The organism is Gordonia sp. UCD-TK1 (assembly GCF_001691435.1).
GTDB lineage: Bacteria > Actinomycetota > Actinomycetes > Mycobacteriales > Mycobacteriaceae > Gordonia > Gordonia hongkongensis.
The window spans coordinates 1-22,350 of record NZ_LZMP01000039.1 but is presented as its reverse complement, the minus strand read 5'-3'; the positions used below and the strand labels follow the sequence as shown (position 1 = coordinate 22,350).

Sequence of the window (22,350 nt, the reverse complement as noted above, 5' to 3'; positions counted from 1 at the left end):
CCCGGCGCCGATACGGATGCGGCCCGACTGATGTGAGGAAACGCCCGGAGATGTCTGCTCTGACCAAAGGCCAGAACGGCCCGTTGCCGACCCCCGATGTCATCGTCACGGTGGACCTCGCGACCGCCGCCGACCTGTCGGCCCTGCTGGTCACCGACCGGGGGGTGGTGCGTACCGACGACGACTTCGTCTTCTACAACCAGCCGACCGGGCCCGGCGTCCGGCTGGAACAGGCCGCCGCAGGTTCTGCGCGACTGCACATCTCGACCGCTCGAGTACCTGCAGACATCGACGCGGTCCGCGCGGTCATCACGCTCGACGACGCGTCGTCGACCTTCGGCCGTTTCGCACCGCCGGTCGCTCACGTCACCGACGAAGCGGGCCGGGCGCTGTACGACTTCACCGTCACCGGCCTCACCAGCGAGTCGGTGGTCATCGCCCTCGAGGTGTACCGGCGCAACGGCGAGTGGAAGGTACGTGCCGTCGGTCAGGGATACGCGGGCGGTTTCGCCGACCTGGTCCGCGACCACGGGGTGAGCGTCGACGACGAGCCGCAACCGACGCCCGCCCCGCCCACGCCGATCAGCTACTCGCGGCCGTCGGCGCCGACTCCCCCGGCACCCGCGCCCCCGGCGGCGGCGCCGCCCACTCCCGCGCCCCCGGCACCCGCGCAGCCCGCGGAAGTCAGTCTGCGCAAGGGCGCCCCGGTGAGCTTGGCGAAAGGCCAGAAGGTCACCCTCCGCAAGGAGGGTGGCGTGGCACTCACCGACATCCAGATGGGACTCGGGTGGGATCCGGTGCGCGGCGGATTCGGGCGCGGGGGCTCGATCGACCTCGACGCCTCGGTGCTCATGTTCTCGGGCGGGAAGTGCGTCGAGACCGTCTACTACGGTCACCTCAACAGCAAGAACCGTTCGATCCTGCACTCCGGCGACAACCTCACCGGTGAAGGCGAGGGCGACGACGAGGTCATCCGCGTTGCGCTGCAGTCGGTCCCACCCCAGATCGACGCGTTGATGTTCATTGTCACGTCGTACCGGGGCCACACGTTCGAGAAGATCGAGAACGCCTACTGCCGGCTCGTCGACGAGACGACCTCCGCCGAGCTGGCCCGTTACACCCTCAAGGGCGGGATGCCGTTCACCGCGGTCGCGATGGCGGTCATCTCCCGCGACGGCGGCGAGTGGAAACTGCGTGCGATCGGCGACGGTTTCAACGCGAAGACCCCGAAGAAGGCCGTGCCGCTCGTCGGCCGCTACCTCTGACGCCGACGCCGGACGCCCCCGCGGTCAGATCACGCCGTGCAGGGGCGGCTCCTCGCCGCGCAGAACCCAGCGCCCGATGTGCTGGTACTTCCATCGCACGGGGTCGTGCAGCGTGTGCGTCCGGGCGTCGCGCCAGAAGCGATCCAGCCCCCCGCCACCGGCGGCACTGCGGGTCCCGCTCACCTCGAACAGGGCCGACGCCACCGAGGGGGCCACCCGGTCGGCCACCACCTTCGCCGTCGCGACTGCGATCGAGGCCTCCGCGACCAACTCGCGCGAGGGCGATTCCGGGGTACCTCCCACCGCCGCGTCGACTCTTCGACCGGCCGCGGCGAGGGTCGCCTCGGCGGTCGCGACCTCGACCTCCAACTCGCCGAAGCGCTGCACCAACAGCGGATCATCCACTGCTCGTTCGACATTCGCCTCGAACCACGGTCGCGACTTCGTACGCACGAACTCCGACGCCGCGCGCAGCGCACCGCGGGCGATACCGACGTCGATCGCCACATGGAGCAGCTGGGCGAAGGCGCCGTAACCGGTGGGCGCAGATGTTGCCGGTGCGCGCGCCACCAGATCCGCGAAACCCAGGCCGACCCCGCTGAACCGGACGGTCCCCGAGCCGGTCGTGCGCTGTCCCACCGCATCCCAGTCGTCGACGATCTTCACACCGTCGGCATCGGCCGGGACGAAAGCCACGTACTCCCCGGGTGCGAGGTCGCCGACGGCGACGTCCAGCCGCGCGAGGACGGCGAGGGTGTCCGCGAACAACGAACCGGTGCAATAGAACTTCTCACCCTCGAGGACGAAACGCGTCGATGCTCGATCGGCCACCGGACTCAACCGTGTCGAGATGTCGGCGATGGTCTTGCCGCCCCGCTCGGACTGCGCGTTGGCCACCCGTCCACCCGCGAGGACGTCGGCGAAGATGCGCTCCTGCAACACTTCTCCCGCGGACAGGCGGACGAGGTTGAGGTAGACGAAGTGGCTGTGCGGGATCTGCGCGATGCTCGCGTCCGCGGCGGCCAGGATGGACACCACCTCGGCGAGCGCACTGGGACGCAGGTCGAGACCGCCGAACCGAGCCGGGACGGTGAGTGCCAGCAGCCCCGACTGCGACAGACGGTCGATCTCGGCATGGGGCAACCGACGTTCGCGGTCGCGCTCGGCCGCCCCGACCGCGAATTCGGCGGCCAATTCGCGCGCGATCGACAGCGCCTCGGCCTCGGACCCGATCCGCACGGCGGACCGGACCCGCGCCTGGCTCACTGCGGTCACGCCACTCCCGCAGGCGTCGGGGCGGTGTCGCTCTGGGCGCCCTCGATCTCGCGCACCAGAGGCAGCACCTTCTCACCGAAGTACTCGATCTCCTCCTGGAAGTGCAGGAAGCCGCCGAGGATCAGGTCGACGCCCAGACGCTTGTAGGCGACGATGCGTTCGGCCACCTGCTCCGGGGTGCCGATCAGCTGGGTCCGGAAGCCGTCGTTGTACTGGACGAGGTCCTCGAACGACGAGTCGGCCCACATGCCCTTCTTGTCGCCTGTCGAGTTCCCGGCCTGCTGGACGGCGTCCCGGAAGCCCTCCACCGCAGGGCGATTCGCCTTCTCGACGATCTCGCGCAGAGTGTCGCGGGCCTCTTTCTCGGTGTCCCGCGCGATGATGAAGCCGTTGAGCCCGAACTTCACCTCGCGCTCGTGGGCACGTGCGACGGCGCGGAGGTCGTCGAGCTGCTCGGTCACGCCGTCGAGGTCCTTGCCGTTGGAGAAGTACCAGTCCGCGTACCGCCCGCCGTTGTTGCGGGCGGCCGAGGAGTTCCCGCCCTGGAACAGCTCGGGGTTCGGACGCTCGACGGTGTTGAGCGGCTTGGGCTTCAGCGTGAAGTCGTGGATGCGGTAGAAGTCGCCGCGGTAGTCGACCTCGTCCTCGGTCCAGATCTTGCGGATCACCTCGAGGAACTCTCCGCTGCGCCGGTACCGCTCGTCGTGCTCGAGCCACGGCTCGCCGAGGTGGGTGAACTCGTCCTTGAACCAGCCGCTGACGACGTTGATCGCGAAGCGACCCTTGGACAGATGGTCGGCGGTGGCGCCGAGCTTGGCCAGGACGGCCGGATGCCAGAGCCCCGGGTGCACCGCCGCGATCACCTTCAGCCGCTGCGTGGCGAGCAGGAGTGCGAGGCTGAAACTGGTGGATTCGTGCTGGTATTCGGCTCCGTAGCTCGCCTCGTACCGCACCTGCGACAGCGCGTACTCGAAACCGTTGTTCTCGGCGGTCTGCGCGAGTTTGACGTTGTAGTCGTAGTCCCAGCCGGTGCGTTGCTCGATGGTGCTGGTGACCAGGCCACCGCTGACGTTGGGCACCCAGTAGGCGAACTTGATCTGGTCCGCGATGGACTCGGTGGACATGGCTACCTCCGCGAGGTGTCGGTTACATGGCGAGAAGGGACGTGGTGAAGGTGAAAAGTGTTGTCGATCAGGATGATGCGGCCTGCAGACGCGGCAGGAACGCGGTGCGCACGGCCACGGACGGGCCGGCCGACGCCGGGTCGAGCAGTCCGAGCCGGGCGAGAGCGGGCCGGACCCCGTCTCCGAAGTGGTACGCCTCTTCGAGATGCGGATAGCCCGACAGGATGAAGTGGTCGAGTCCGAGCGCGGCGTACTCGGCGATGAGTGCGGCCACTTCGTCGTAGGAGCCGACCAGCGCCGTACCCGCACCACCACGGACGAGTCCGACCCCGGCCCACACGCCGGGGTGGATCTCCAGCGAGTGCGGATCGTTGTGGTCGGCGAAACCGGCTCCACGACCGTGGAGTTCGGACATACGTCGCTGACCCTCGGACTCCGAGCGCGCCAGATTCTGCTGGGCGGTCGCGACCTGCGCCGGATCGAGCGCACCGAGCAGACGGGCCGCCTCGGCCCAGGCCTGCTCCGACGTCTCGCGGGCGATCACGTGAAAACGGATGCCGTGCGAGAGTTCCCGGCCCTGCGCGGCCGCGAGGCCGTTGACCCACGCGATCTTCTCGGCCACCGCGTCCGGACGTTCGCCCCAGGTGAGGTAGGTGTCGGCGTGCTTGGCGGCGACGTCACCGGCGGCCGGCGACGATCCGCCGAAGAAGATCTCCGGCGTCGGATCGGGGCGGCGTCCGAGCTGCGCACCCTCGACGCGCAGGTACTTCCCCACCACGTCGACGGGTTCTTTCTCGGTCCAGAGCCGCCGGATGATCTCCAGGTACTCGTCGCAACGCTCGTACCGCGCGTTCTTCGCCAGGAAGTCGCCAAAGGCGCGCTGTTCACTCGACTCGCCGCCGGTGACGACGTTGACCAGCAGGCGGCCCTGCGAATGCCACTGGAACGTGGCGGCCATCTGGGCGGCCAGCGTCGGCGAGATGAGCCCGGGGCGGAACGCGACCAGGAATTTGAGGCTCTCGGTGGCGTCGATCAGAGCGGCGGTGGTCAGCCAGGCGTCCTCGCACCAGAGACCTGCCGGGGTCAGGACGGCTTCGAAGCCGTTGGCCTCGGCGGCGCCGACGAGCTGTTTGAGGTACCGCAGATCGGCCGGCCGGTCCCCTGTCATCTGGCTGCCGTGGCCGCCCGCGATCAGATTGCGCGAGTCGCCGTAGGTGGGCAGGAACCAGTGGAAATGCAGAGACACCGCGAGGGCACCTTTCGGTCGGGTCGGCACGTGACGAGCACGACACCGCCTCGACTCCCGCCTCGGGGCGAGTGGGCCGGCGCGGTGCCTCGGCCCAGTGTCCGGCACCATCGCGTCGGCGGACCACAGTTGAAATCGCCCTGAGGGCAAATCGACAACCGCGGGGCCCGGCCGCTAGGCGTCGGCGGGTACGACTGTTTCAGCAGTCGCAGACCACCGAGTCCAGTGGCACGGTGAGCGGGTCTTTGGACCGGATGATCCGGCTGTGATCATTCTCGACGGGGTAGCCCTCGCGCGCCCAGTATTCGTAACCGCCGATCATCTCCTTGACCCGGTAACCCAGCTTGGCGAACTCCAGCGCGGCCCGCGTCGAACCATTGCATCCGGGCCCCCAGCAGTACGTCACAACCGGTGTGCTCGTTGCTATCTCGTCGACGGCGCGTGCGGCGATCTGTGACGTCGGCATGTGCACGGCTCCGACGATGCGCCCCTGCGCCCACGCCGCCTCACCTCGTGAGTCGATCAAGACGAAGTTCACACCGCGTTCCTGATCGGCGTGCACGTCGGACGCATCGGTCTCGAAGCCGAGCTTGCGAGCGAAGTGGGATATCAAGAGGTCTGATGACGGCGAATCTGGCATGCCTCGACGCTATTCACGTCCGTTCGCCAACGGAAGGTCGACTTCCCGGCACCTTGTCGGAGTCGCCGGTACTTTCATGGCATTCTTGCTCGATGGCGAAGAATCTCACTTTCGAGCCCGACAGGGTCGACACGGCAATCCTGACGTCGCTTCAAGCGAACGGACGGCAGAGCATTGCAGAACTGGCCCGGCAGATCACGATGAGTCACAGCGCCACAGCCGAGCGCGTGCGCCGCCTCGAAGAATCCGGGGTGATCAGCGGTTACAGCGCCAGCGTCGACCCCGAGCGGCTCGGGTTCGCGATCCTGGCCTTCCTACGGCTGCGGTATCCCAGCAGCAGGTACGAGCCATTGCACACCCTGCTCGCAGGGCTACCCGAAGTCATCGAGGCGCATCACGTCACCGGCGACGACTGTTTCATCATGAAGGTCGTCGCCACCGACATGAAGCACCTGGAACGGGTCAGCGGCATGGTCGGAACCCTCGGCAGCGTCACCACCAATGTGGTCTACTCCTCCCCGCTGCCACCTCGCCCGCTACTCCCGCCCGGCGGGTCGGGACTCACCGAGAGCGCGGACAACCTGTAGGTCGGCGACTACCAGGGCGTCCGATCCCCGCAGCTCAGTCGGTCGATGGACGCCATTGACCCATGCCGAGGAAGACCATCACGAGTTGCCGCTCGGTGCGCTCGACGATCTCCTGCTCGGCGGAACGTCCGCGATACTCACCGTCGAGCAGATCGGCCACCGCGGTGAGCATGATGATGACGATCAGCTCCGCTGCCAGTTCGAGGTCGTCTGATTGCCACCGTGCCAGGTCCGGCATCCGGGCGAGATCGATCGCGAGTTCCTTGGAGAACAACCGGAGTTCGGTGTCGATCGCACGACGGATCTCGGCGATGCCGCCCCGCTGCTCGCGCACCAGGAACCGGAATTGCGACTCGTTCTCGCGGACGTGCCGCAGCAGGATGGCCAGCGAGTTCTGTGCGGTGGGCAGGGCGTCACGCGCCGCCAGGTCGCGTCGTCCCTCACGCAGCGCCCGTCGCAGGACGCGCATCGAGTCCTCGACGACGGTGACCCCGAGATCCTCCATCGATGCGAAGTGGCGATAGAAGGCGGTCGGCACGATCCCGGCGCCACGGGCGACCTCACGGAGGCTGATGCTGCCGAAACTGCGCTCGCCGACCAGTGACCGCGTGGTGTCCAGCAACGCCTGTCGCGTCTGGTTCTTGCGGTCCGCACGGGTCTGCGCATCGCGCCGGCTCGGCTCTCGCGTGCGTGTCACGCATCCGAGTCTATGCGTCGGGTCAGCCGACGCGGCGGAGAGGCACAGGCGGTGTCGTGACGGCAGTCACATCAGCGAACACTTGACGATCGACCATCGCGCTGTGTCACACTTGCCGGTGTACACATGTACACCGAAACAGACCGAACGGAGCCCAGCCCATGAGCATCCGCACACCCCAGGACCAGACCCGCGCCGACACCGGCGCCGAGCCCGGCCGGTGGAGCCGTCTGGTCGGTTCGATCGTGGAGGCAGCGCTGTCGCCGCATCCGGTCGACCGCTACCTCGAGTTGCTCGATCCGATGATCACCTGGCGCGATCTGCGCGGCGAGATCACCCGTGTCGAGCGTCCCACGGCGCGCACCGTCCGTCTCACCATTCGTCCGACCCGTCAGTGGCGAGGCCACGAGGCCGGCCAGTTCGTGCAGCTCAAGGTCGTCATCGACGGCGTTCGGCACACCCGCTGCTTCTCGCCGGCCAACGCCGCCGCGGGCCCGGACGGCGAGATCGAGCTGACCATTACCGCACACGACGACGGTTTCGTGTCCACCCACCTTCGTGAGCACGCCCGCGCCGGGGACGTCGTCGGGCTGTCCGCCGCCGACGGCGAGTTCGTGCTTCCCGACACCGACCCGACGTCGGCGGTCTTCGTCAGCGGCGGCAGCGGGATTACACCTGTACTCTCAATGGCGCGAACACTCGTCGCCCGACGGTACGCGGGACCGATCACGTTCGTGCACTATGCGCGCACCCCGGCCGACGTCGCCTACCGCGACGAGCTGCGTGAGCTCGCGGACAGCCATCCCCGGTTCGACCTGCGCGTGTACCACACGCGCGACGACGGACACTTCAGCGCCGACCACCTCGAGGGAATCCCGGGGTTGTCCGACGCCGACGTGTTCGTCTGCGGCCCCGCCGCCCTCATGGACGAGGTCGCACGGGTCCATGCCGAACTCGCCATCAGCCAGCCGTTGCACAGCGAGGCCTTCGCGCCGGTCATCCCCGCCGTCGACCCCGACTCCGTCGAGGGCGAGGTCACGTTCTCCTCGTCGGGGACGTCGGCGACCAACGACGGCCGTCCGATCCTGGATCAGGCCGAAACGGCCGGGCTCACGCCCGAATCCGGGTGCCGGATGGGGATCTGCTTCTCCTGCGTCGCGACGAAGAAGTCGGGGTGCACCCGCAACGTCCTCACCGGCGAGATCGACGACGAGTCCGACACCCAGATCCAGCTGTGCATCAGCGCGCCGGTCGGCTCGGTCGACATCGACATCTGATGTCCACGAGCTGATCCCCCAGATCCACCCTTCCCAGCCACATCTCCTCTCCGAGAAGGAGGCAATGCCATGACCATCGACATCAGCCGTGACATCGAGACCACCATCGACGACAACCTGCCCGCGCTGCACCGCGTCGGCGCCGACCAGAAGGTCGCGGACGATCCCAACACCGTCGTCATGTCCTACGAGCAGGTCGAGGCGCTCGGGCGGGACCTCGACGCCCTGCGGGCCCGGATCGTCGCCGACCTGGGTCAGAAGGACCGCGACTACCTCTACTCGGTGATCCGTGCCCAGCGCGGCTTCGAGATCGGCGGACGCGCGCTCATGTACCTCGGGTTCTTCCCGCCCGCGTGGATCGCCGCGGTAGGCGCCCTCTCGGTGTCGAAGATCCTCGACAACATGGAGATCGGCCACAACGTCATGCACGGTCAGTACGACTGGATGCGCGAGGACACCTACAACTCCCGCGAGTTCGAGTGGGACACCGTCTGTCCGGCCGATCAGTGGAAGCACAGCCACAACTACCTGCACCACACCTTCACCAACATCCTGGGTGAGGACCGCGACATCGGTTACGGCATCCTGCGAATGGACCGCGACCAGAAGTGGAACCCCTACTACCTGGGCAACCTCGGCTACGCGACCGCACTCATGCTGCTCTTCGAGTGGGGCGTCATGCTGCACGACCTCGAAGCCGAGAACGTCATCGCCGGCAAGCGCAAGTGGAGTGACATCAAGGGCCTGGTGAAAGGCATGTGGCGCAAGGCCGGTCGTCAGGTCCTCAAGGACTACGTCGTCTTCCCCGCGCTCACGGGCCCGCTATTCGTCCCGACCCTCATCGGTAACGCGACCGCCAACCTGGTGCGCAACGTGTGGACCTACTCGATCATCTTCTGTGGCCACTTCCCCAGCGGTGCGCAGACATTCACGTCCGAGGAGTGCCAGAACGAGACGCGGGGCCAGTGGTACCTGCGGCAGATGCTCGGTTCGGCCAACATCACCGGCAGCCCGTTGTTCCATGTGATGAGCGGCAACCTCTCGCACCAGATCGAGCACCACCTCTTCCCCGACATCCCCGCCAGTCGCTACCCCGAGATGTCCGCGGAGGTCCAGGAGATCTGCGAACGCTACGGACTGCCGTACAACACCGGCTCGCTGAGCCACCAGCTCGCGTCGACCTGGAAGAAGATCGCGAAGCTGTCGCTGCCCAACTGGATGACGCGCGACGACAACGATCTCACCGTCATCGTCGAGCGCGAGAAGCCCGCCTCGGTCGCCTGACGCCGGTTTGATCGGTGTGCCCCGGGGGTAGGCTCTGGGCACACCGATCAGGCTCCAGCCGCAACCAACTGCAGGGGGATTCCAGAAGCGATGGTCGACAGCATCGAACGCAACAAGGATCTGTTCCAGGAATTGATCGAGTCCACGGCCACCCACGTCGGCCGCATAGCGACCATCATCACCGGAGCCGTCGCGGGCGTGACCCGCGAGATCGGTGAGATCGTGACCGACGGGTTCGAGATGCGCGAGGCCGCCCGCAAGGCCAAAGCCGACGCCCACCCGCGATACGACGCGAGCGGCATCATCGACGCCGAGTTCGCGGACGCATCGTCCGAGGTGGACACCTCGGCCCCGTACGCCGAATCCGAACAGGCCAGAGAGGTGACCGGAGTGGACATGGACGAACTGCCAGACCGCATCGACGTCGGTGAGCAGACCGGTATCGACCAAGAGGGCGAGGTCTCCCGCGAGGCGGAACTCGCCTCCGACGGCGGCGAGACCGACAAGGACGAACCGGACGTCGACGACCCGCGGGACATCGCCGCGTCCGAGCCGCGAATGGACCCGACCGCAGGGTCCTGACCGGCACCGATCGATTCACCCTGGGCGCAATCGTTGCCCGATGGGGCCGTCGCACGTACCTTGGTCGGCGATTGTCCCCGCTCTCCGGAGGTTGTTGCCCGATGTCGGTGCGCTCTGTCCTCACGTTCCCGAACCCGGTCAACGACTACGCCGCGCGCAGTACCGCCGGGTTGGTCGTCGTCCTCGCGATCATCGCGGTGTCGGTGAACACGCCCGTGCTCTATGGCATCCTCGCCCTGGGGTTCGCGCTGCGTGTGGCATCGGGACCGACCCTGTCGCCTTTCGGGCAACTCTCGGTGCGCTTCCTCGTGCCGAAGATCATCCGCAAGGAGAAGCTGGTCCCTGGGCCGCCCAAGCGGTTCGCCCAGACCATCGGCCTCGTCGTCAGCGGGACCGCCTTCGTGCTCAGCCTGCTCGGCTACGGGCTCGCCGCCCAACTCGCCACGGGCGTGCTGATCGCCGCCGCTACGCTCGAGGCCGTCTTCGGCTTCTGCCTGGGCTGCACGATCTTCGGATTCCTGCAGCGCCGCGGTGTCATCCCCGAGTCGGTCTGCGAGGCGTGCAACAACATCTCGCTGCGCGATCCGGCTGCCGTCTGATCCGACGCCGCTCAGCCGTCGGACTTCACCGAACGGTCGGGAACGGTCATGGCCATCATCATGATCTCGGTCTCGCTGTAGTCGCGGCCGGGATGTTCGGCGGCGAGGTGGGCCTGGACCGACGGCACGAAGTCGGCTTCGAGGGCCGTGATGGACTCACCGCAGGGGCAACGCACGTTATATGCCATGCGACGCATGGTAACTGGATCGAGCACCGCTCAGTCGAGTATTCCCAACGCGATCCCGTCGAGGATGTCGTGTTCGCTCACGACGAGTTCGTCGATACCGGCACTTTCCGACAGCACTCTCGCGAGCTCGAGGGTGATCAGTGATCCGCCGCCGATGACGTCAACGCGCCCGGGGTGCATCGGTCCGAGCGCCGCGCGGTCGGCGCGTGTCATACCGATCAGGTTCCGGCAGACCCGGTCGAGTTCGGGCAGCGAGATCGTCGACAGATGGATCGCGTCCGAGTCGTACTCGGGGAGGCCGGCACCGAGCGCGGCGAGCGTCGTCATCGTGCCGGCGACGCCCACCCAGGTGCGAGCGGACTGAACCGGCACCGCGGCGAACGCCTCGGCGAGACGTTCGCGCACGAACTCGGTCGCCGCGGCCAGTTCGGTCGGCGTGGGCGGGTCGGACGGCAGAGCACGCTCGGTCAGCCGAACACACCCGATGTCGGCCGAGTACGCCGCGGTCACCCCGTCCGCATCGCCCAGGACGACTTCCGTCGAACCGCCGCCGAGGTCGGTGACCACGAACGGCCCATCCGCCGCATCCAATTCGCCGACTGCCCCGCGGAACGACAGCCGCGCCTCCTCGTCGCCGGTGATGACCTCGGCGATCGCGCCGGTGGACACGCACCCGAGCAGATCGGCGGTCATGGCGAAGAACTCGTCGCGATTCGACGCGTCACGGGTCGCGGAGGTGGCGACCATCCGCACTCTCTCGACGCCGAGCGCTTCCATCGTGTCGACATAGTCGCTGAGGGCGACGCGCGTCCGCTCGATCGATTCCGCGGCGAACATCCCGGTCGCGTCGACGCCGTAACCCAGTCGGACCACACGCATCTCACGATGGAGATCGACGAGTCGCCCGTCCGGGCCCGGCTTCGCCACGAGCAGGCGGATCGAGTTGGTGCCGCAGTCCACGGCTCCGACGACGGTCACTCGTCGGTCCCCGCGTCCGACGGCTCGGGCCAGTCCTCCGGAATCGCGGTGCCGCGCAACCCGTTCGCGGCCGCGAGCGCCACCGCCTCGTCACCGAGCGGATTGAGTCCCGGCCCCTTGGCGAGGGAGTGCGCAATCAGGACGTGCAGGCACTTCACCCGGTCCGGCATACCGCCACCGGTGAAATCGGTGCCGAGGGGTTCGATCGCGTCGCGTTCGGCGAGATAGTCCTCGTGCGCACGGCGGTACGCCGCGGCGAGTTCGGCGTCGTCGTGCAGGCGCGCGGTCATGCCCTTCATGACGCCGACCGACTCCTGGCGGCTCGCCTCGGCGGTCAGCCGCGGATCGGTCAGGTAGTACAACGTCGGGAACGGTGTGCCGTCGGGCAGCCGGGGCGCGGTCTTGACGACCGCGGGCTTCCCGTCAGGTGTGCGGTAGCTGATCTCGAGGACCCCGCGCGGTTCGCGTCCGAGCTGGGCGGCCACCGTGGCGAGATCCTCCGCGGAGACACCGTGGCCGGAGGAGGAGCTCACTGCACGCCGGGAGGGGTCGACAGCGTGTCCCAGAGATTTCCGTACCACGGTGCGCGGGCGCGCTCTTCGGCACGTTCGGCGGCCTCGCGCCGTGCCTCGTCGGCGGGGAACAACATCACGAGCGGGATCTCTCCTGGTTTGACGAACTGCAGACGCGTCCGCGCCTGGGCCTCGATGTAGGCGGGATCGTTCTGCTCGTTGACTTTCTGCTGATAGTCCGCGACCTCGCGTTGCAGCTGCTCGTTCGACGCGGTCAGCTGACGGAATTCCGAACGCTGACTGAAGTACATCCGCAGCGGCATCGCGAGGGTCAGTGCCACCACGCACACCACCACGACGGTGATGACGAGCGTCGCAAGGCCGGCCGGGGTCATCTCGACACCACGCAGGCGGGCGCCGATGCCGGCGCGGGCCGGACGTCGGCGGGTTCGAGGCACGCGCTCCGGCGCCACCCGACGGACCCCGGAATCCGAGGTGTCGTCGGCGACCGGTGCGTCGAGATCGGCGGGAAGCTCGTGCCCCGCCGCCTCGACCGCTTCCTCGGGCACCGTCGACGACGCAGGACGAGCGTGCCGCCGCGTGCGACGGGCGCGTTCGCGTGAGCGCGCGTCTACCCGACGATCGCGCCCACGCTGACGCCCGTCACCGCGGTGACGTCGCTGCGAAGCCATGCAGACAGCTAATCACGAACCAAACGAGAAACGCGGGAAGGCGAGGTCGCCCGCGTACCGTGCCGCGTCGCCGAGTCCTTCCTCGATCCGCAGCAGCTGGTTGTACTTGGCGACGCGCTCGGAGCGGGCCGGGGCGCCGGTCTTGATCTGTCCACAGCTGCAGGCGACGGCGAGGTCGGCGATGGTGGTGTCCTCGGTCTCACCGGACCGGTGACTCATCATCGTCTTGTAGCCGTTGTTGTGCGCGAGTGCGACGGCGTCGAGGGTCTCGGTCAGGGTGCCGATCTGGTTCACCTTCACGAGCAGTGCGTTGGCGATGCCCTTGGAGATCCCCTCCTCGAGACGCTCGGGGTTGGTGACGAACAGGTCGTCACCGACGAGCTGCACCCGATCGCCGATCGACTCGGTCAGCTTGGCCCAGCCGTCCCAGTCGTCCTCGGACAGACCGTCCTCGATCGAGACGATCGGGAAGTCGCTGATGAGCTTCTCGTAGAACGACACCATCTCGTCGGCGCCGAGTTCCTTGCCCTCGAGCTTGTAGGCACCGTTCGAGAAGAACTCGGTCGCTGCGGCGTCGAGCGCGATGACGACGTCGCGGCCGAAGTTGTAGCCGGCCTTGCCGACCGCCTCACCGATGACCGCGATGGCCGCCTCGGTGTTGGGCAGGTCGGGGGCGAAGCCACCCTCGTCGCCGAGTGCGGTGCTCATGCCCTGCTTGCTCAGGACGCCCTTGAGGGCGTGGTAGACCTCGGCACCGCACCGCAGCGCCTCCTTGAAGGTCGGCGCGCCGACCGGGGCGATCATGAATTCCTGGAAGTCAATGCCGTTGTCGGCGTGCTCGCCACCGTTGATGATGTTCATCATCGGCACCGGCAGGATGTGGGCGTTGGGTCCGCCGATGTAACGGAACAGCGGCAGCCCGGCCGATTCGGCCGCGCCCTTGGCGACCGCGAGCGAGACACCGAGCAGCGCGTTGGCGCCGATACGGCTCTTGTCGGGGGTGCCGTCGCAGTCGAGCAGTGCCTGGTCGACCAGGCGCTGTTCCTCGGCCTCGATCCCGATCACAGCCGGGGCCAGTTCCCCGAGGACACCCTCGACGGCCTTGGTGACGCCCTTGCCCAGGTACCGGTCGCCACCGTCGCGCAGTTCGACGGCCTCGTGTTCGCCGGTCGACGCCCCGGACGGCACGGCGGCCCGGGTGAAGGTGCCGTCATCCAGGACGACCTCGACCTCGACCGTCGGGTTGCCCCGCGAATCGAGAATCTCACGCGCACCTACCTGCTCGATGATTGCCACGGTTGCACCCCAATCTCGGTGGACGAGTTCGTCGGCGTGATCCCAGGAGATGTGTCCTCCGACGGGGCCGCCTACGCCGACGACGGCCGGTTCTGGTGCCGGCCGATAGGCAAGAGCCTAGTGGCTGCGCCGAAGCCGCACGTGACAAGGTCGACGCAAGCGCTGAAGCCCTTCCCGGCAGGGTTCAGAAGCGGACGTTGATCGAGTAGGCGTTGGCGTGATCGCGCACGTCGAGGACGTAGGCCATCGAGTTGTTGTAGGTCCGGACTGCCTTCTCCCACCCTTCCGGCGTCGTCATGTCGTTGCCGGCGGAGACACACAGATAGCGGGCCGCCGAGAGGGCGGCGTCGTCGATGTTGTCGGGGTCGGGGACGCCGTCACCGTTGGCGTCGACGCCGTAGCGCTTCCACGTCTCCGGGATGAACTGGAACGGCCCCATCGCTCGATCGTGGGTGGCGTCGCCGTCGAGTGCGCCGCCGTCGGTGTCGAGGATCTCCATGTTGCCGCGGGTGCCGTCGAGTTTGACGCCCCGGATGGGCGGGTTGACGTCGCCGTTGTCGGCCACGTCGGAGCCGCGGTAGTGGCCGTGTTTGCTCTCGACGCCGGCGATCCCCGCCAGCGTGGTCCAGTTCAGTCCGCACTCGGGGTGTTGCTGGCGCTGGATCTCGGCGGCGTTGCCGTAGGCCTGGAGCGAGACGACCGGGATACCGGTGGACTCCGCGATGGGCACGGCCCAGTCGTGCATCCTGTCCGCGGTACGCCCGGGTGCGTTGATGTCGATGTAGGGCTGGGGCACGCCTGCCCCCGGCGGGATGCCCTCCGGGATGTCCGGCCTGGTCAGCGACGGCAGGTCGATGCAGCCGGCCAGCAGCACCGACGACGCGACCGCCACGGCCGAGGCCATGAGGCCGTTCCTCCACGGGTTCGGCCGCCTCGACTCCCGACGCACCGCATCCCGGCCCTCCACACGCATTCCTGCCCTACTCCCCTCTCCGGTCCGACGACTTTCGGGCGGACACCGCCCGAGGGGAACCACGATCGCACAGCCGATCGGGTCTCCCGGAAATCGACACACAGTCTGCTGATCCAACTGACCACGGCGGAGTTCGGTTCCCGGGCGCCGGGAGCGCAGCGAGCGGGCCCTGTGTCCCGGGCGCCGGGAGCGCAGCGAGCGGGCCCTGTAACCCAGCGACGTGCAGGACGGGTTGTCGGCCGGATGGATGTCAGCCGGCCGCGGGACCGACGGTCCGGAACCCGATGTTGCTCGCCGTCGACTCCGGCGTGTTGTGCGATCGCGCGGCGACCCGGTAGCGATGACAGTACGAGTCGTGGCAGAGATGGCTGCCGCCCCTCAGGACGCGAGCGCTTCCCCGGCCCGGCCCCAGCGGGTTGCTGCGGTCGGACACGCGGTAGTACCGGGCGCTGAACGTGTCGGCGCACCATTCCCAGACGTTGCCGGCGCACTGGTACAGGCCGAAGCCGTTGGGCTCGAAGTCTCGCACGGGCACGGTACCGACCCGGGCGGTCGGCGCATCCGGGAACTCGCCGCGAAAGATGTTGCAGCGGGGCGCTTCTGCGGTGGGTGGTTCATTCCCCCAGGGGTATCGGGCCCCGCGCAACCCACCCCGCGCCGCGTACTCCCACTGCGCTTCGGTGGGCAGGACACGTCCGGCCCAGGCGCAATAAGCCTGCGCATCACGGTGACTGACATGGACGACGGGGTGGTCGGCCAGACCGTCGACGCTGCTTCCGGGACCCGCCGGGTGGCGCCACGACGCACCTTCGACGGCGAGCCACCACGGCGTTCCCGGCACGGGTTCGCCCGGCGCGGTGGCGTAGGTGTGGAACACCGCGGAACCACCGAATCGCTCGGCATCGGTCCGGTGTCCGGTCGCCGCGACGAACGTGGCGAACGCGGCGTTGGTCACCGTCGTCGCGTCGATCGAGTACGCACCGAGCTCGACGTCGTGCACCGGTCGCTCACCATCGGTGCGGTACCCCTCGTCGAAGGCKTCGCCCATGGCGAAGCCCCCGGCCGGGATGTCCACCGTCTCGATCGGGTGCACTCCGGGACCGCCACCGGCGTGCTCGRCCGGCGGGAACGGCGCACCCGGGCCGCCGTGCGCGGGTCCCGGGGGATGACAGCAACTCACCCCGCCATGATGCCGCGATCCATCAGCGCACCGAGGATGAGCGACGCCAGCCGGTCGATGTCCGCGCCGGTGGTGTCGAATCGCAGATCGGGGCTCTCCGGACTCTCGTAGGGCGCATCGATGCCGGTCAGCCCGCGGAGTTCGCCGCGACGCGCGCGTTCGTAGAGGCCCTTGGGGTCACGGCGTTCGCATTCGGTGACCGGCGTGGAGACGTGGACCTCGATGAAGTCGAGGTCGGCGGCGCGGTGCAGTTCACGCGCGATCTCCCGGTCGGAACGCAGCGGCGAGACCATCGACGCGATCGCGATGACCCCGGCGTCGGCGAAGAGTCGGGCAACGTGGCCGACACGGCGGATGTTCTCCGCGCGGTCACCGGCGGAGAAGCCGAGGTCGTCGGAGATCCCGTGCCGGATGTTGTCGCCGTCGAGGAGGTAGGCGACGCGCCCGCGGCTGACGACGGCCCGCTCGAGCGCGACGGCGACGGTGGACTTGCCCGACGCCGGTAGACCGGTGAGCCACACCGTCGCTCCGCGCTGCTGGGTGTGCGCCCATCGTTCCGCACGCGCCAGCGAACTCGGATGCCATTTGATGTCGTTGCGCGTCGCCTTACCCGGGATGACCTCGCGCGGCTCGAGGATCGTCCCCGCGCCGACCGTGTCGTTCGAGGCCTCGTCGATGAGGATGAACGCGCCGGTGTCGCGGTTGCTCGCATAGGGGTCGGCCGGCACCACCGACGACGTCCGCAGCGTGACGGTGCCGATGTCGTTGAGCACGAGCTCACCGGGAGCGACGTGCTCGATGAGGGTGTCCGGGTCGAGGCGCCGCTCGAGGGACTGGACGGTGGCGCGGACCGTCGACGGGCCGTGCTTGAGGGCGACGCGGTCACCGGCCCGCAGCGGCGAGTTCGACAACCAGCACACGTGCGCATCGATCTCGCGGGCCAGGACCGGTACATGCGCTCCGTCCGCACCGCTCACGATGACGTCGCCGCGACCGATGTCGATGTCGTCGGCGACCTGGATTCCCACCGAGAGAGGCGCCACCGCAACGTCTCTCGTGGGATCGAGGGTATCGAGCGCCGTGACGGTCGACCGGCTTCCCGACGGCAGCACGACGATCTCGTCACCGACGCGCAGTGTTCCGGAAGCGAGCCGGCCGGTGTAGGTACGCCGGTTCGACTCGCTGGGACGCGACACCCACTGGATCGGAAGGCGCAGTTCCTCGGTCACCGGCGCGGGCGCGTGGAGCTCGACGTCCTCGAGGTACTCCAACAGCGTTGTCCCGGAGTACCACGGGGTGTTCGACGAGCGGTGCACGACGTTGTCCCCGTGCTTGGCGGCCACCGGGATCGCCGGGATCTCCCCGATCCCGAGTTGCACCGCGAGTTCGGCGAGGTCGGCCCGGATCTCGTCGAAACGGCGCTCGGAGTAATCGACGAGGTCGATCTTGTTGATCGCCGCGATCACGTGCGGCACGCCCACGAGAGTTGCGATCCGGGCGTGGCGTCGGGTCTGCCGCAGCAGGCCGTGCCGGGCGTCGACGAGCAGGATCGCCACGTGCGCGTTCGACGCCCCGGTGAACATGTTGCGGGTGTACCGCTCGTGTCCGGGGGTGTCGGCGAGGACGTAACTCCGTGTGGGCGTGGAGAAGAAGCGATAGGCGACATCGATCGTGATGCCCTGTTCGCGTTCGGCGCGCAAGCCGTCGGAGAGGGCGGCCAGGTCGACATCACCGTCGCCGTCGGTGACCGCGGCGAGATGATCGGTCGGCAGACTGCCGGTGTCGTGCAGAATCCGGCCGATGAGCGTGGACTTGCCGTCGTCGACACTGCCCGCGGTCGCGATCCGCAGGAATTGCCTTGTGGACGTGCTTGTTTCGTCACCGGCGGGGACGACCGGCTGTGGCGAGGTGAGAGTCATCAGAAGTATCCTTCGCGCTTGCGGTCTTCCATGGCGGCGCTGGACGTGCGGTCGTCGGCGCGGGTCTCCCCGCGTTCGGAGACGGTGGATTCGCTGATCTCGGCGATGATCTCGGCGATCGTGGTGGCCCGCGAGCGAACCGCCCCGGTGATGGTCAGGTCACCGACGGTGCGGTAACGCACCCACTCGGTCCGTACCTCCTCACCGTCGCGGGGCCGTGAGTACTCCGAGACCGAGAGCAGGATGCCGTCCCGGTCGAAGACCTCCCGCTCGGCGGCGAAATAGATGGAGGGCAGCTCGAGGCCCTCGAGCTCGATGTAGCGCCAGATGTCGGTCTCGGTCCAGTTCGAGAGCGGGAACACACGCACCGACTCCCCACGACGGATCCGCCCGTTGTACAGCGACCACGGTTCGGGTCGCTGGGCACGGGGATCCCATTGCCCGAACTCGTCGCGGAAGCTGAAGATGCGCTCCTTGGCGCGGGCACGCTCCTCGTCGCGGCGGGCGCCGCCGAACGCGGCGTCGAATCCGCCCTCCTCCMGCGCATCGAGCAGGGTGCGGGTCTGCAGGCGGTTCCGCGAACCGGACGGGTCGGTGGACTCGGCGACCCGTCCGGAGTCGATGGACTCCTGGACCGAGGCCACGATGAGTTCGATGCCCTCGGGATTCTCGGCGGTCGGCGCGACCCGTCGGTCACGGAATTCGATCACCTCGTCGAAATTGTGGCCGGTGTCGACGTGCATGATCGGGAAGGGCAGGGGCGCGGGCCGAAATGCCTTCTCGGCCAACCGGAGCAGGACGATGGAGTCCTTGCCGCCGGAGAACAGCAGCACCGGCCGCTCCAGTTCCGCCACCACCTCGCGGATGATGTGCACCGCCTCGGCCTCCAACACCCGGATGGCGGTCACATGGTCGAAGTCGCCCGCGTCCCCGGGCCGGGCCCGGTCGCCGGTCGCCCGGTCGAGCGAGGTCTCGTCTACAGCGGTCACAGTGGGTATCCGTTTCGTTCGGCGTCTTCTCGATAGCGTCGGGCCCACTCCTTGGACCGCGAATTGGACTGTGGCTTCAGCGGTGGCGGCGGCGCCAGCTCCGGGTCCTGCCCGATCTTCTCCAGCACCAGTGCGGTCGCCTTCGTGGGATCGGTGACCAGGTCCCGGAACCCGATCTCGAGCGGTTCGATCCCCTCGGCGGCGAACCAGCTGCGCCACTGTCGTTCCTGGTCGCTCAGGATGCCGGCGAGATGGGCGATACCGCCGGCGTGATACACCGCCTCGTCGTGCTCGTCGGTGTCCGAGCCGTCGTGCCGCCACACGCGGGTTTGCACCGCGCGCCACATCGACACCGCTTGCGGCACAACATCTTCTCGATGGACGTGCACGTAGAGCGGATCGGCTCCGTCGAACAGCCAGCGGACGGCGCCGCGCAACGAACCCGACGCGACCCGGCTGCGCGAGATCAGCAGCGGCGTCTGGTTCCACATGAGCTTGCCGCCCCACACCCCGTTCGGCGTGCGACCCGCCGCCCGCACGTCCGAGCGCCAGGTGGCCGAATCGCGGGTGTCCACCACCCCGGGATCGAGTGGCTCCAGGAGTTCGAGGATGGTGGGATCGCTGACACCGGCGAACCATTCACGCGGCTGCGGAGCCGCCGAGGAATCCGAGAAGTACTGGAAGAACTCCTCCGGACGACCCGCGACGCCGGTCGCGGCGAGCGACTCCACCAGCAGCGTGCTGCCGCTGCGCTGGCTGGCACACACCAGATAATTTGCCGGTCCCGACGAGGACTTCGCTGACATGAAAGACGAGTCTAGCGAGCGGGAAAAGCACCGCAAGCTGGCCTTTTACGCGCAGCCGGGTCGAAACCATTGACACCGAGACCGCGCTGTGGGTGGCGTGAGATCGCGTGTCCGAGATGACGCTTTCGCGCCGACGCCCCTCAGCGCTCGCCCGACGTGAGGTCCCCGGCCAACTCGCGACGGGCACCCAGCGGACGCCGGGACGGCAATGCCTCCTCCTCGGCCTCGACCTGCGCCGCCTTGGCGTGGAATGCGTCCATGAAGGCCTCCGCCGTCGCCGTGCCGGCCGCTTCATCGGGCAAGTCGTCATGGGTGCGCTCGCGCCAGTCGGCCAACGCCCGCGCGAGCTCGTCCCGGACGTGCGCATACGACGGGTCGTCGGCGAGGTTGTTGCGCTCATGCGGATCGGAACGCAGGTCGTAGAGCTCGACCCGCGACCGATCCTGTTGCACCTCTTGCCGATCCAGCGACCGCGCCGACAAACTGTCGGCGATGTCGAGCGGGAGCAACAACGCCGGCCGCGCCGCGTAGTTCTCGATGTAGCTGAAGTCCTTGGTGCGCACGGCCCGGATCGGATCGAAGGCATCGTGGTAAGTCTTCTCGGTGAACACCTCGGTGCGAACGGCCGTGGATTCGGTTCCCACCAGCGCGGGGGCGTGCGAGTCACCGTCGACCGTGTCCGGGATGTCGACGCCCACCAGGTCGAGCAGCGTCGGCGTGAGATCGACCCCCGAGAACAGATCGTCGTAGACCGTCGGCGTGATCCCCAGCCGCGACGGCGGGCGCATGATCAATGCGATCCCGGTGCCCTCGGCGTACAGCGTCGATTTCGCCCGTGGGAACGCCAGACCGTGATCGGTGACGAACACGATCCAGGTGGAGTCGTCGAGACSGAGTTCGGCGACGGTGTCGAGGAGCCGGCCCACGGCCGAGTCGGCCTTCGTGATCGAGCCGTGCAGACCCGCCAGATCGTCGCGCACGTCGTCGGTGTCCGGCAGGAACCCGGGCACCGCGATCGTGCTGGTGTCCGCCGGCTTGTACTCGTCGGCCGGGTAAGGCCGATGCGTTTCGAAGAAGCCTGCCGTCAGGAAGAACGGCCGATCGTCGTGCGCATGTCGTCGCAACCAGTCCTGGGACCGGTCCACCACGTAGTCGCAGCGCGAGTCGGACACGTCCACCGAGTCGAAACCGAGCCGGCCGGGGTCCGCACTCTCRTGCTGCATCCCGAAGAGTGCCGAGCGGTACCCCGCACCCGCGAGGAGAGCCGGCAGGGTCTGCACGTCCGGGAAGTACTCGAACCCGTGGTGGGCCAGGCCGACGAGCCCGTTGCCGTGCGGATAGCGCCCGGTGAACAGGGAACCGCGGGCCGGTGAGCACAGCGGCGCCGTCGCGTGTGCGTCGGCGAACCGGATGCCGACGGCCGCGAGGTCGTCGAGGACGGGACTCTCGACGCCATCGGCGCCGTAACACCGCAGATGGCGACCGAGATCGTGCCAGTGCACCAGAATCACGTTGTCGCGGCGCGCGGCATCGGGTGAAGAGACCATCCACCCATGATGGCGCAGACGATTCCCCTGCCGGGGCCCACCCGGGGCGGCGGATGCGCTCTCTCCCGCCGCCGCACCGCCTGACGAGATCAAATCAGCGTGGGCGAAAGTCCGGTGGCCGGGGTCACGGCGATCGCGCACCGGATCAGGTACGGAGCAGCCGGACGAGCACGCCGGCGGCGTGGGCGCGCGCGGCCCGGTCGGCTTCGTCGGCGTCACCGACCTCCAGTGCCGCGACGATCCGGCGGTGCTCGGTCACGGCGTGCCGACGGTTGTCCTCGTGCGACCACATGTCGGATCGGTAGAGATGTGACTGGGTGTCGAGCTTCAGCAGTGCGTCGCACAGCGGGGCGTTGCCCGACAGCGACCGGACCGCGGTGTGGAAGTCGAGATCGAGTTCGGCGTCGCGTCGGTGATCGGGCTCGGCCTCCAGCAGACGCTCCTGCTCACGCACCCGATCCCAGAGCCCGGTCAGCTCGGCACGGGTCACCCGGATGGTGGCCTGGCGCGCGGCGAGTCCGTCGAGGACCTCACGAACCTCGAAGACGTGCCGCAGCATCTCGTCGTCGAGGACGGCCACCTTCGCACCGACACGAGGCGTGTAGACCGCCAGCCCGTCCATGACGAGTTGTTGGACCGCCTCGCGCACCGGGCTGCGGGACACGTCCAGTCGGGCGGCCAGACCCGGAACCGA

The 22,350-nt window shown here is 68.2% G+C and carries 23 protein-coding genes; 6 read left to right on the top strand and 17 right to left on the bottom strand.

Features of this window, described 5'->3' with window-relative positions:
* The first annotated feature begins 50 nt into the window (after positions 1-50).
* The gene (locus tag A9310_RS19335) at positions 51-1,265 is read left to right on the top strand and encodes a TerD family protein (RefSeq protein ID WP_065632004.1); all 1,215 of its coding nucleotides are present in this window, start codon (positions 51-53) and stop codon (positions 1,263-1,265) included.
* Positions 1,266-1,289: 24 nt separating this feature from the next.
* Here the strand turns inward: A9310_RS19335 and A9310_RS19330 are convergent, their stop codons facing one another.
* The 4 genes from A9310_RS19330 to A9310_RS19315 all read right to left on the bottom strand — a co-directional run bounded on the left by A9310_RS19330 (position 1,290) and on the right by A9310_RS19315 (position 5,550).
* Positions 1,290-2,540, bottom strand: a complete 1,251-nt coding sequence (locus A9310_RS19330) for an SfnB family sulfur acquisition oxidoreductase (protein WP_065632003.1) — start codon at positions 2,538-2,540, stop codon at positions 1,290-1,292.
* Positions 2,537-3,664, bottom strand: coding sequence for a dimethylsulfone monooxygenase SfnG (sfnG, locus tag A9310_RS19325; RefSeq protein ID WP_065632002.1), 1,128 nt, complete (start codon positions 3,662-3,664; stop codon positions 2,537-2,539). The genes A9310_RS19330 and sfnG overlap by 4 nt, the downstream gene beginning before the upstream one ends.
* Positions 3,665-3,731: 67 nt before the next feature.
* Positions 3,732-4,910 carry an LLM class flavin-dependent oxidoreductase gene (locus A9310_RS19320; RefSeq protein WP_065632015.1) on the bottom strand — a complete coding sequence of 393 codons (1,179 nt, stop codon included), beginning with the start codon at positions 4,908-4,910 and terminating at the stop codon, positions 3,732-3,734.
* 199 nt (positions 4,911-5,109) lie between these two features.
* Entirely contained in the window at positions 5,110-5,550 is a 441-nt protein-coding gene (locus A9310_RS19315) for a rhodanese-like domain-containing protein (RefSeq protein ID WP_065632001.1), read from the bottom strand.
* A gap of 92 nt (positions 5,551-5,642) precedes the next feature.
* Between A9310_RS19315 and A9310_RS19310 the strand changes: the two genes are divergently transcribed.
* Positions 5,643-6,137 (top strand): Lrp/AsnC family transcriptional regulator, encoded by a 495-nt coding sequence (locus tag A9310_RS19310; protein ID WP_065632000.1) that lies wholly within the window; start codon positions 5,643-5,645, stop codon positions 6,135-6,137.
* 34 nt (positions 6,138-6,171) lie between these two features.
* Here the strand turns inward: A9310_RS19310 and A9310_RS19305 are convergent, their stop codons facing one another.
* A complete protein-coding gene (locus A9310_RS19305) occupies positions 6,172-6,834 on the bottom strand; it encodes a TetR family transcriptional regulator (RefSeq protein ID WP_065631999.1) in 663 nt (220 codons plus the stop codon).
* Positions 6,835-6,995: 161 nt separating this feature from the next.
* Between A9310_RS19305 and A9310_RS19300 the strand changes: the two genes are divergently transcribed.
* From A9310_RS19300 to A9310_RS19285, 4 genes are all read left to right on the top strand, one after another.
* On the top strand, positions 6,996-8,111 hold the full coding sequence (locus tag A9310_RS19300; RefSeq protein WP_065631998.1) for a ferredoxin reductase: 1,116 nt from the start codon (positions 6,996-6,998) through the stop codon (positions 8,109-8,111).
* Positions 8,112-8,180: 69 nt separating this feature from the next.
* Entirely contained in the window at positions 8,181-9,395 is a 1,215-nt protein-coding gene (locus A9310_RS19295; RefSeq protein ID WP_065631997.1) for an acyl-CoA desaturase, read from the top strand.
* A gap of 90 nt (positions 9,396-9,485) precedes the next feature.
* Entirely contained in the window at positions 9,486-9,977 is a 492-nt protein-coding gene (locus A9310_RS19290) for a hypothetical protein (RefSeq protein WP_065631996.1), read from the top strand.
* 101 nt (positions 9,978-10,078) lie between these two features.
* Positions 10,079-10,576 (top strand): DUF4395 domain-containing protein, encoded by a 498-nt coding sequence (locus tag A9310_RS19285; protein ID WP_065631995.1) that lies wholly within the window; start codon positions 10,079-10,081, stop codon positions 10,574-10,576.
* An 11-nt stretch (positions 10,577-10,587) separates the two neighbouring features.
* Here the strand turns inward: A9310_RS19285 and A9310_RS26025 are convergent, their stop codons facing one another.
* The 12 genes from A9310_RS26025 to A9310_RS19230 all read right to left on the bottom strand — a co-directional run.
* A complete protein-coding gene (locus A9310_RS26025; RefSeq protein ID WP_175401181.1) occupies positions 10,588-10,764 on the bottom strand; it encodes a hypothetical protein in 177 nt (58 codons plus the stop codon).
* A 30-nt stretch (positions 10,765-10,794) separates the two neighbouring features.
* The gene (locus tag A9310_RS19280; protein WP_065631994.1) at positions 10,795-11,742 is read right to left on the bottom strand and encodes a Ppx/GppA phosphatase family protein; all 948 of its coding nucleotides are present in this window, start codon (positions 11,740-11,742) and stop codon (positions 10,795-10,797) included.
* Positions 11,739-12,275, bottom strand: coding sequence for a DUF501 domain-containing protein (locus A9310_RS19275; protein ID WP_065631993.1), 537 nt, complete (start codon positions 12,273-12,275; stop codon positions 11,739-11,741). The genes A9310_RS19280 and A9310_RS19275 overlap by 4 nt, the downstream gene beginning before the upstream one ends.
* A complete protein-coding gene (locus A9310_RS19270) occupies positions 12,272-12,946 on the bottom strand; it encodes a septum formation initiator family protein (RefSeq protein WP_065631992.1) in 675 nt (224 codons plus the stop codon). The genes A9310_RS19275 and A9310_RS19270 overlap by 4 nt, the downstream gene beginning before the upstream one ends.
* Positions 12,947-12,958: 12 nt before the next feature.
* Entirely contained in the window at positions 12,959-14,242 is a 1,284-nt protein-coding gene (gene eno / locus A9310_RS19265; RefSeq protein WP_058250807.1) for a phosphopyruvate hydratase, read from the bottom strand.
* Positions 14,243-14,426: 184 nt separating this feature from the next.
* Positions 14,427-15,146, bottom strand: a complete 720-nt coding sequence (locus A9310_RS19260; protein ID WP_171011689.1) for a lytic transglycosylase domain-containing protein — start codon at positions 15,144-15,146, stop codon at positions 14,427-14,429.
* 319 nt (positions 15,147-15,465) lie between these two features.
* Positions 15,466-16,299 (bottom strand): formylglycine-generating enzyme family protein, encoded by an 834-nt coding sequence (locus A9310_RS19255; protein WP_302621829.1) that lies wholly within the window; start codon positions 16,297-16,299, stop codon positions 15,466-15,468.
* A gap of 92 nt (positions 16,300-16,391) precedes the next feature.
* Entirely contained in the window at positions 16,392-18,314 is a 1,923-nt protein-coding gene (cysC, locus tag A9310_RS19250; protein WP_065631990.1) for an adenylyl-sulfate kinase, read from the bottom strand.
* A complete protein-coding gene (gene cysD / locus A9310_RS19245; protein WP_065632013.1) occupies positions 18,314-19,222 on the bottom strand; it encodes a sulfate adenylyltransferase subunit CysD in 909 nt (302 codons plus the stop codon). Before cysD ends, cysC begins: the two co-directional genes overlap by 1 nt.
* 77 nt (positions 19,223-19,299) lie before the next feature.
* Complete coding sequence (locus A9310_RS19240) at positions 19,300-20,109, bottom strand: Stf0 family sulfotransferase (RefSeq protein WP_065631989.1); 810 nt, start codon at positions 20,107-20,109, stop codon at positions 19,300-19,302.
* A gap of 140 nt (positions 20,110-20,249) precedes the next feature.
* Positions 20,250-21,656 carry a sulfatase gene (locus tag A9310_RS19235; protein WP_065631988.1) on the bottom strand — a complete coding sequence of 469 codons (1,407 nt, stop codon included), beginning with the start codon at positions 21,654-21,656 and terminating at the stop codon, positions 20,250-20,252.
* Between the two features lie 145 nt (positions 21,657-21,801).
* Positions 21,802-22,350, bottom strand: a 549-nt coding sequence (locus tag A9310_RS19230) for a GntR family transcriptional regulator (protein ID WP_139104690.1), incomplete at its 5' end; no start/stop codon positions are given.

Coding starts and splice junctions, on each gene's coding strand:
- A9310_RS19260 (WP_171011689.1), bottom strand. CDS start 15,146: ATGGCCTCGGCCGTGGCGGTCGCGTCGTCGGTGCTGCTGGCCGGCTGC.
- A9310_RS19285 (WP_065631995.1), top strand. CDS start 10,079: ATGTCGGTGCGCTCTGTCCTCACGTTCCCGAACCCGGTCAACGACTAC.
- A9310_RS19295 (WP_065631997.1), top strand. CDS start 8,181: ATGACCATCGACATCAGCCGTGACATCGAGACCACCATCGACGACAAC.
- A9310_RS26025 (WP_175401181.1), bottom strand. CDS start 10,764: ATGGCATATAACGTGCGTTGCCCCTGCGGTGAGTCCATCACGGCCCTC.
- sfnG (WP_065632002.1), bottom strand. CDS start 3,664: ATGTCCACCGAGTCCATCGCGGACCAGATCAAGTTCGCCTACTGGGTG.
- cysC (WP_065631990.1), bottom strand. CDS start 18,314: ATGACTCTCACCTCGCCACAGCCGGTCGTCCCCGCCGGTGACGAAACA.
- A9310_RS19300 (WP_065631998.1), top strand. CDS start 6,996: ATGAGCATCCGCACACCCCAGGACCAGACCCGCGCCGACACCGGCGCC.
- A9310_RS19315 (WP_065632001.1), bottom strand. CDS start 5,550: ATGCCAGATTCGCCGTCATCAGACCTCTTGATATCCCACTTCGCTCGC.
- A9310_RS19335 (WP_065632004.1), top strand. CDS start 51: ATGTCTGCTCTGACCAAAGGCCAGAACGGCCCGTTGCCGACCCCCGAT.
- A9310_RS19270 (WP_065631992.1), bottom strand. CDS start 12,946: ATGGCTTCGCAGCGACGTCACCGCGGTGACGGGCGTCAGCGTGGGCGC.
- A9310_RS19310 (WP_065632000.1), top strand. CDS start 5,643: ATGGCGAAGAATCTCACTTTCGAGCCCGACAGGGTCGACACGGCAATC.
- A9310_RS19240 (WP_065631989.1), bottom strand. CDS start 20,109: ATGTCAGCGAAGTCCTCGTCGGGACCGGCAAATTATCTGGTGTGTGCC.
- A9310_RS19290 (WP_065631996.1), top strand. CDS start 9,486: ATGGTCGACAGCATCGAACGCAACAAGGATCTGTTCCAGGAATTGATC.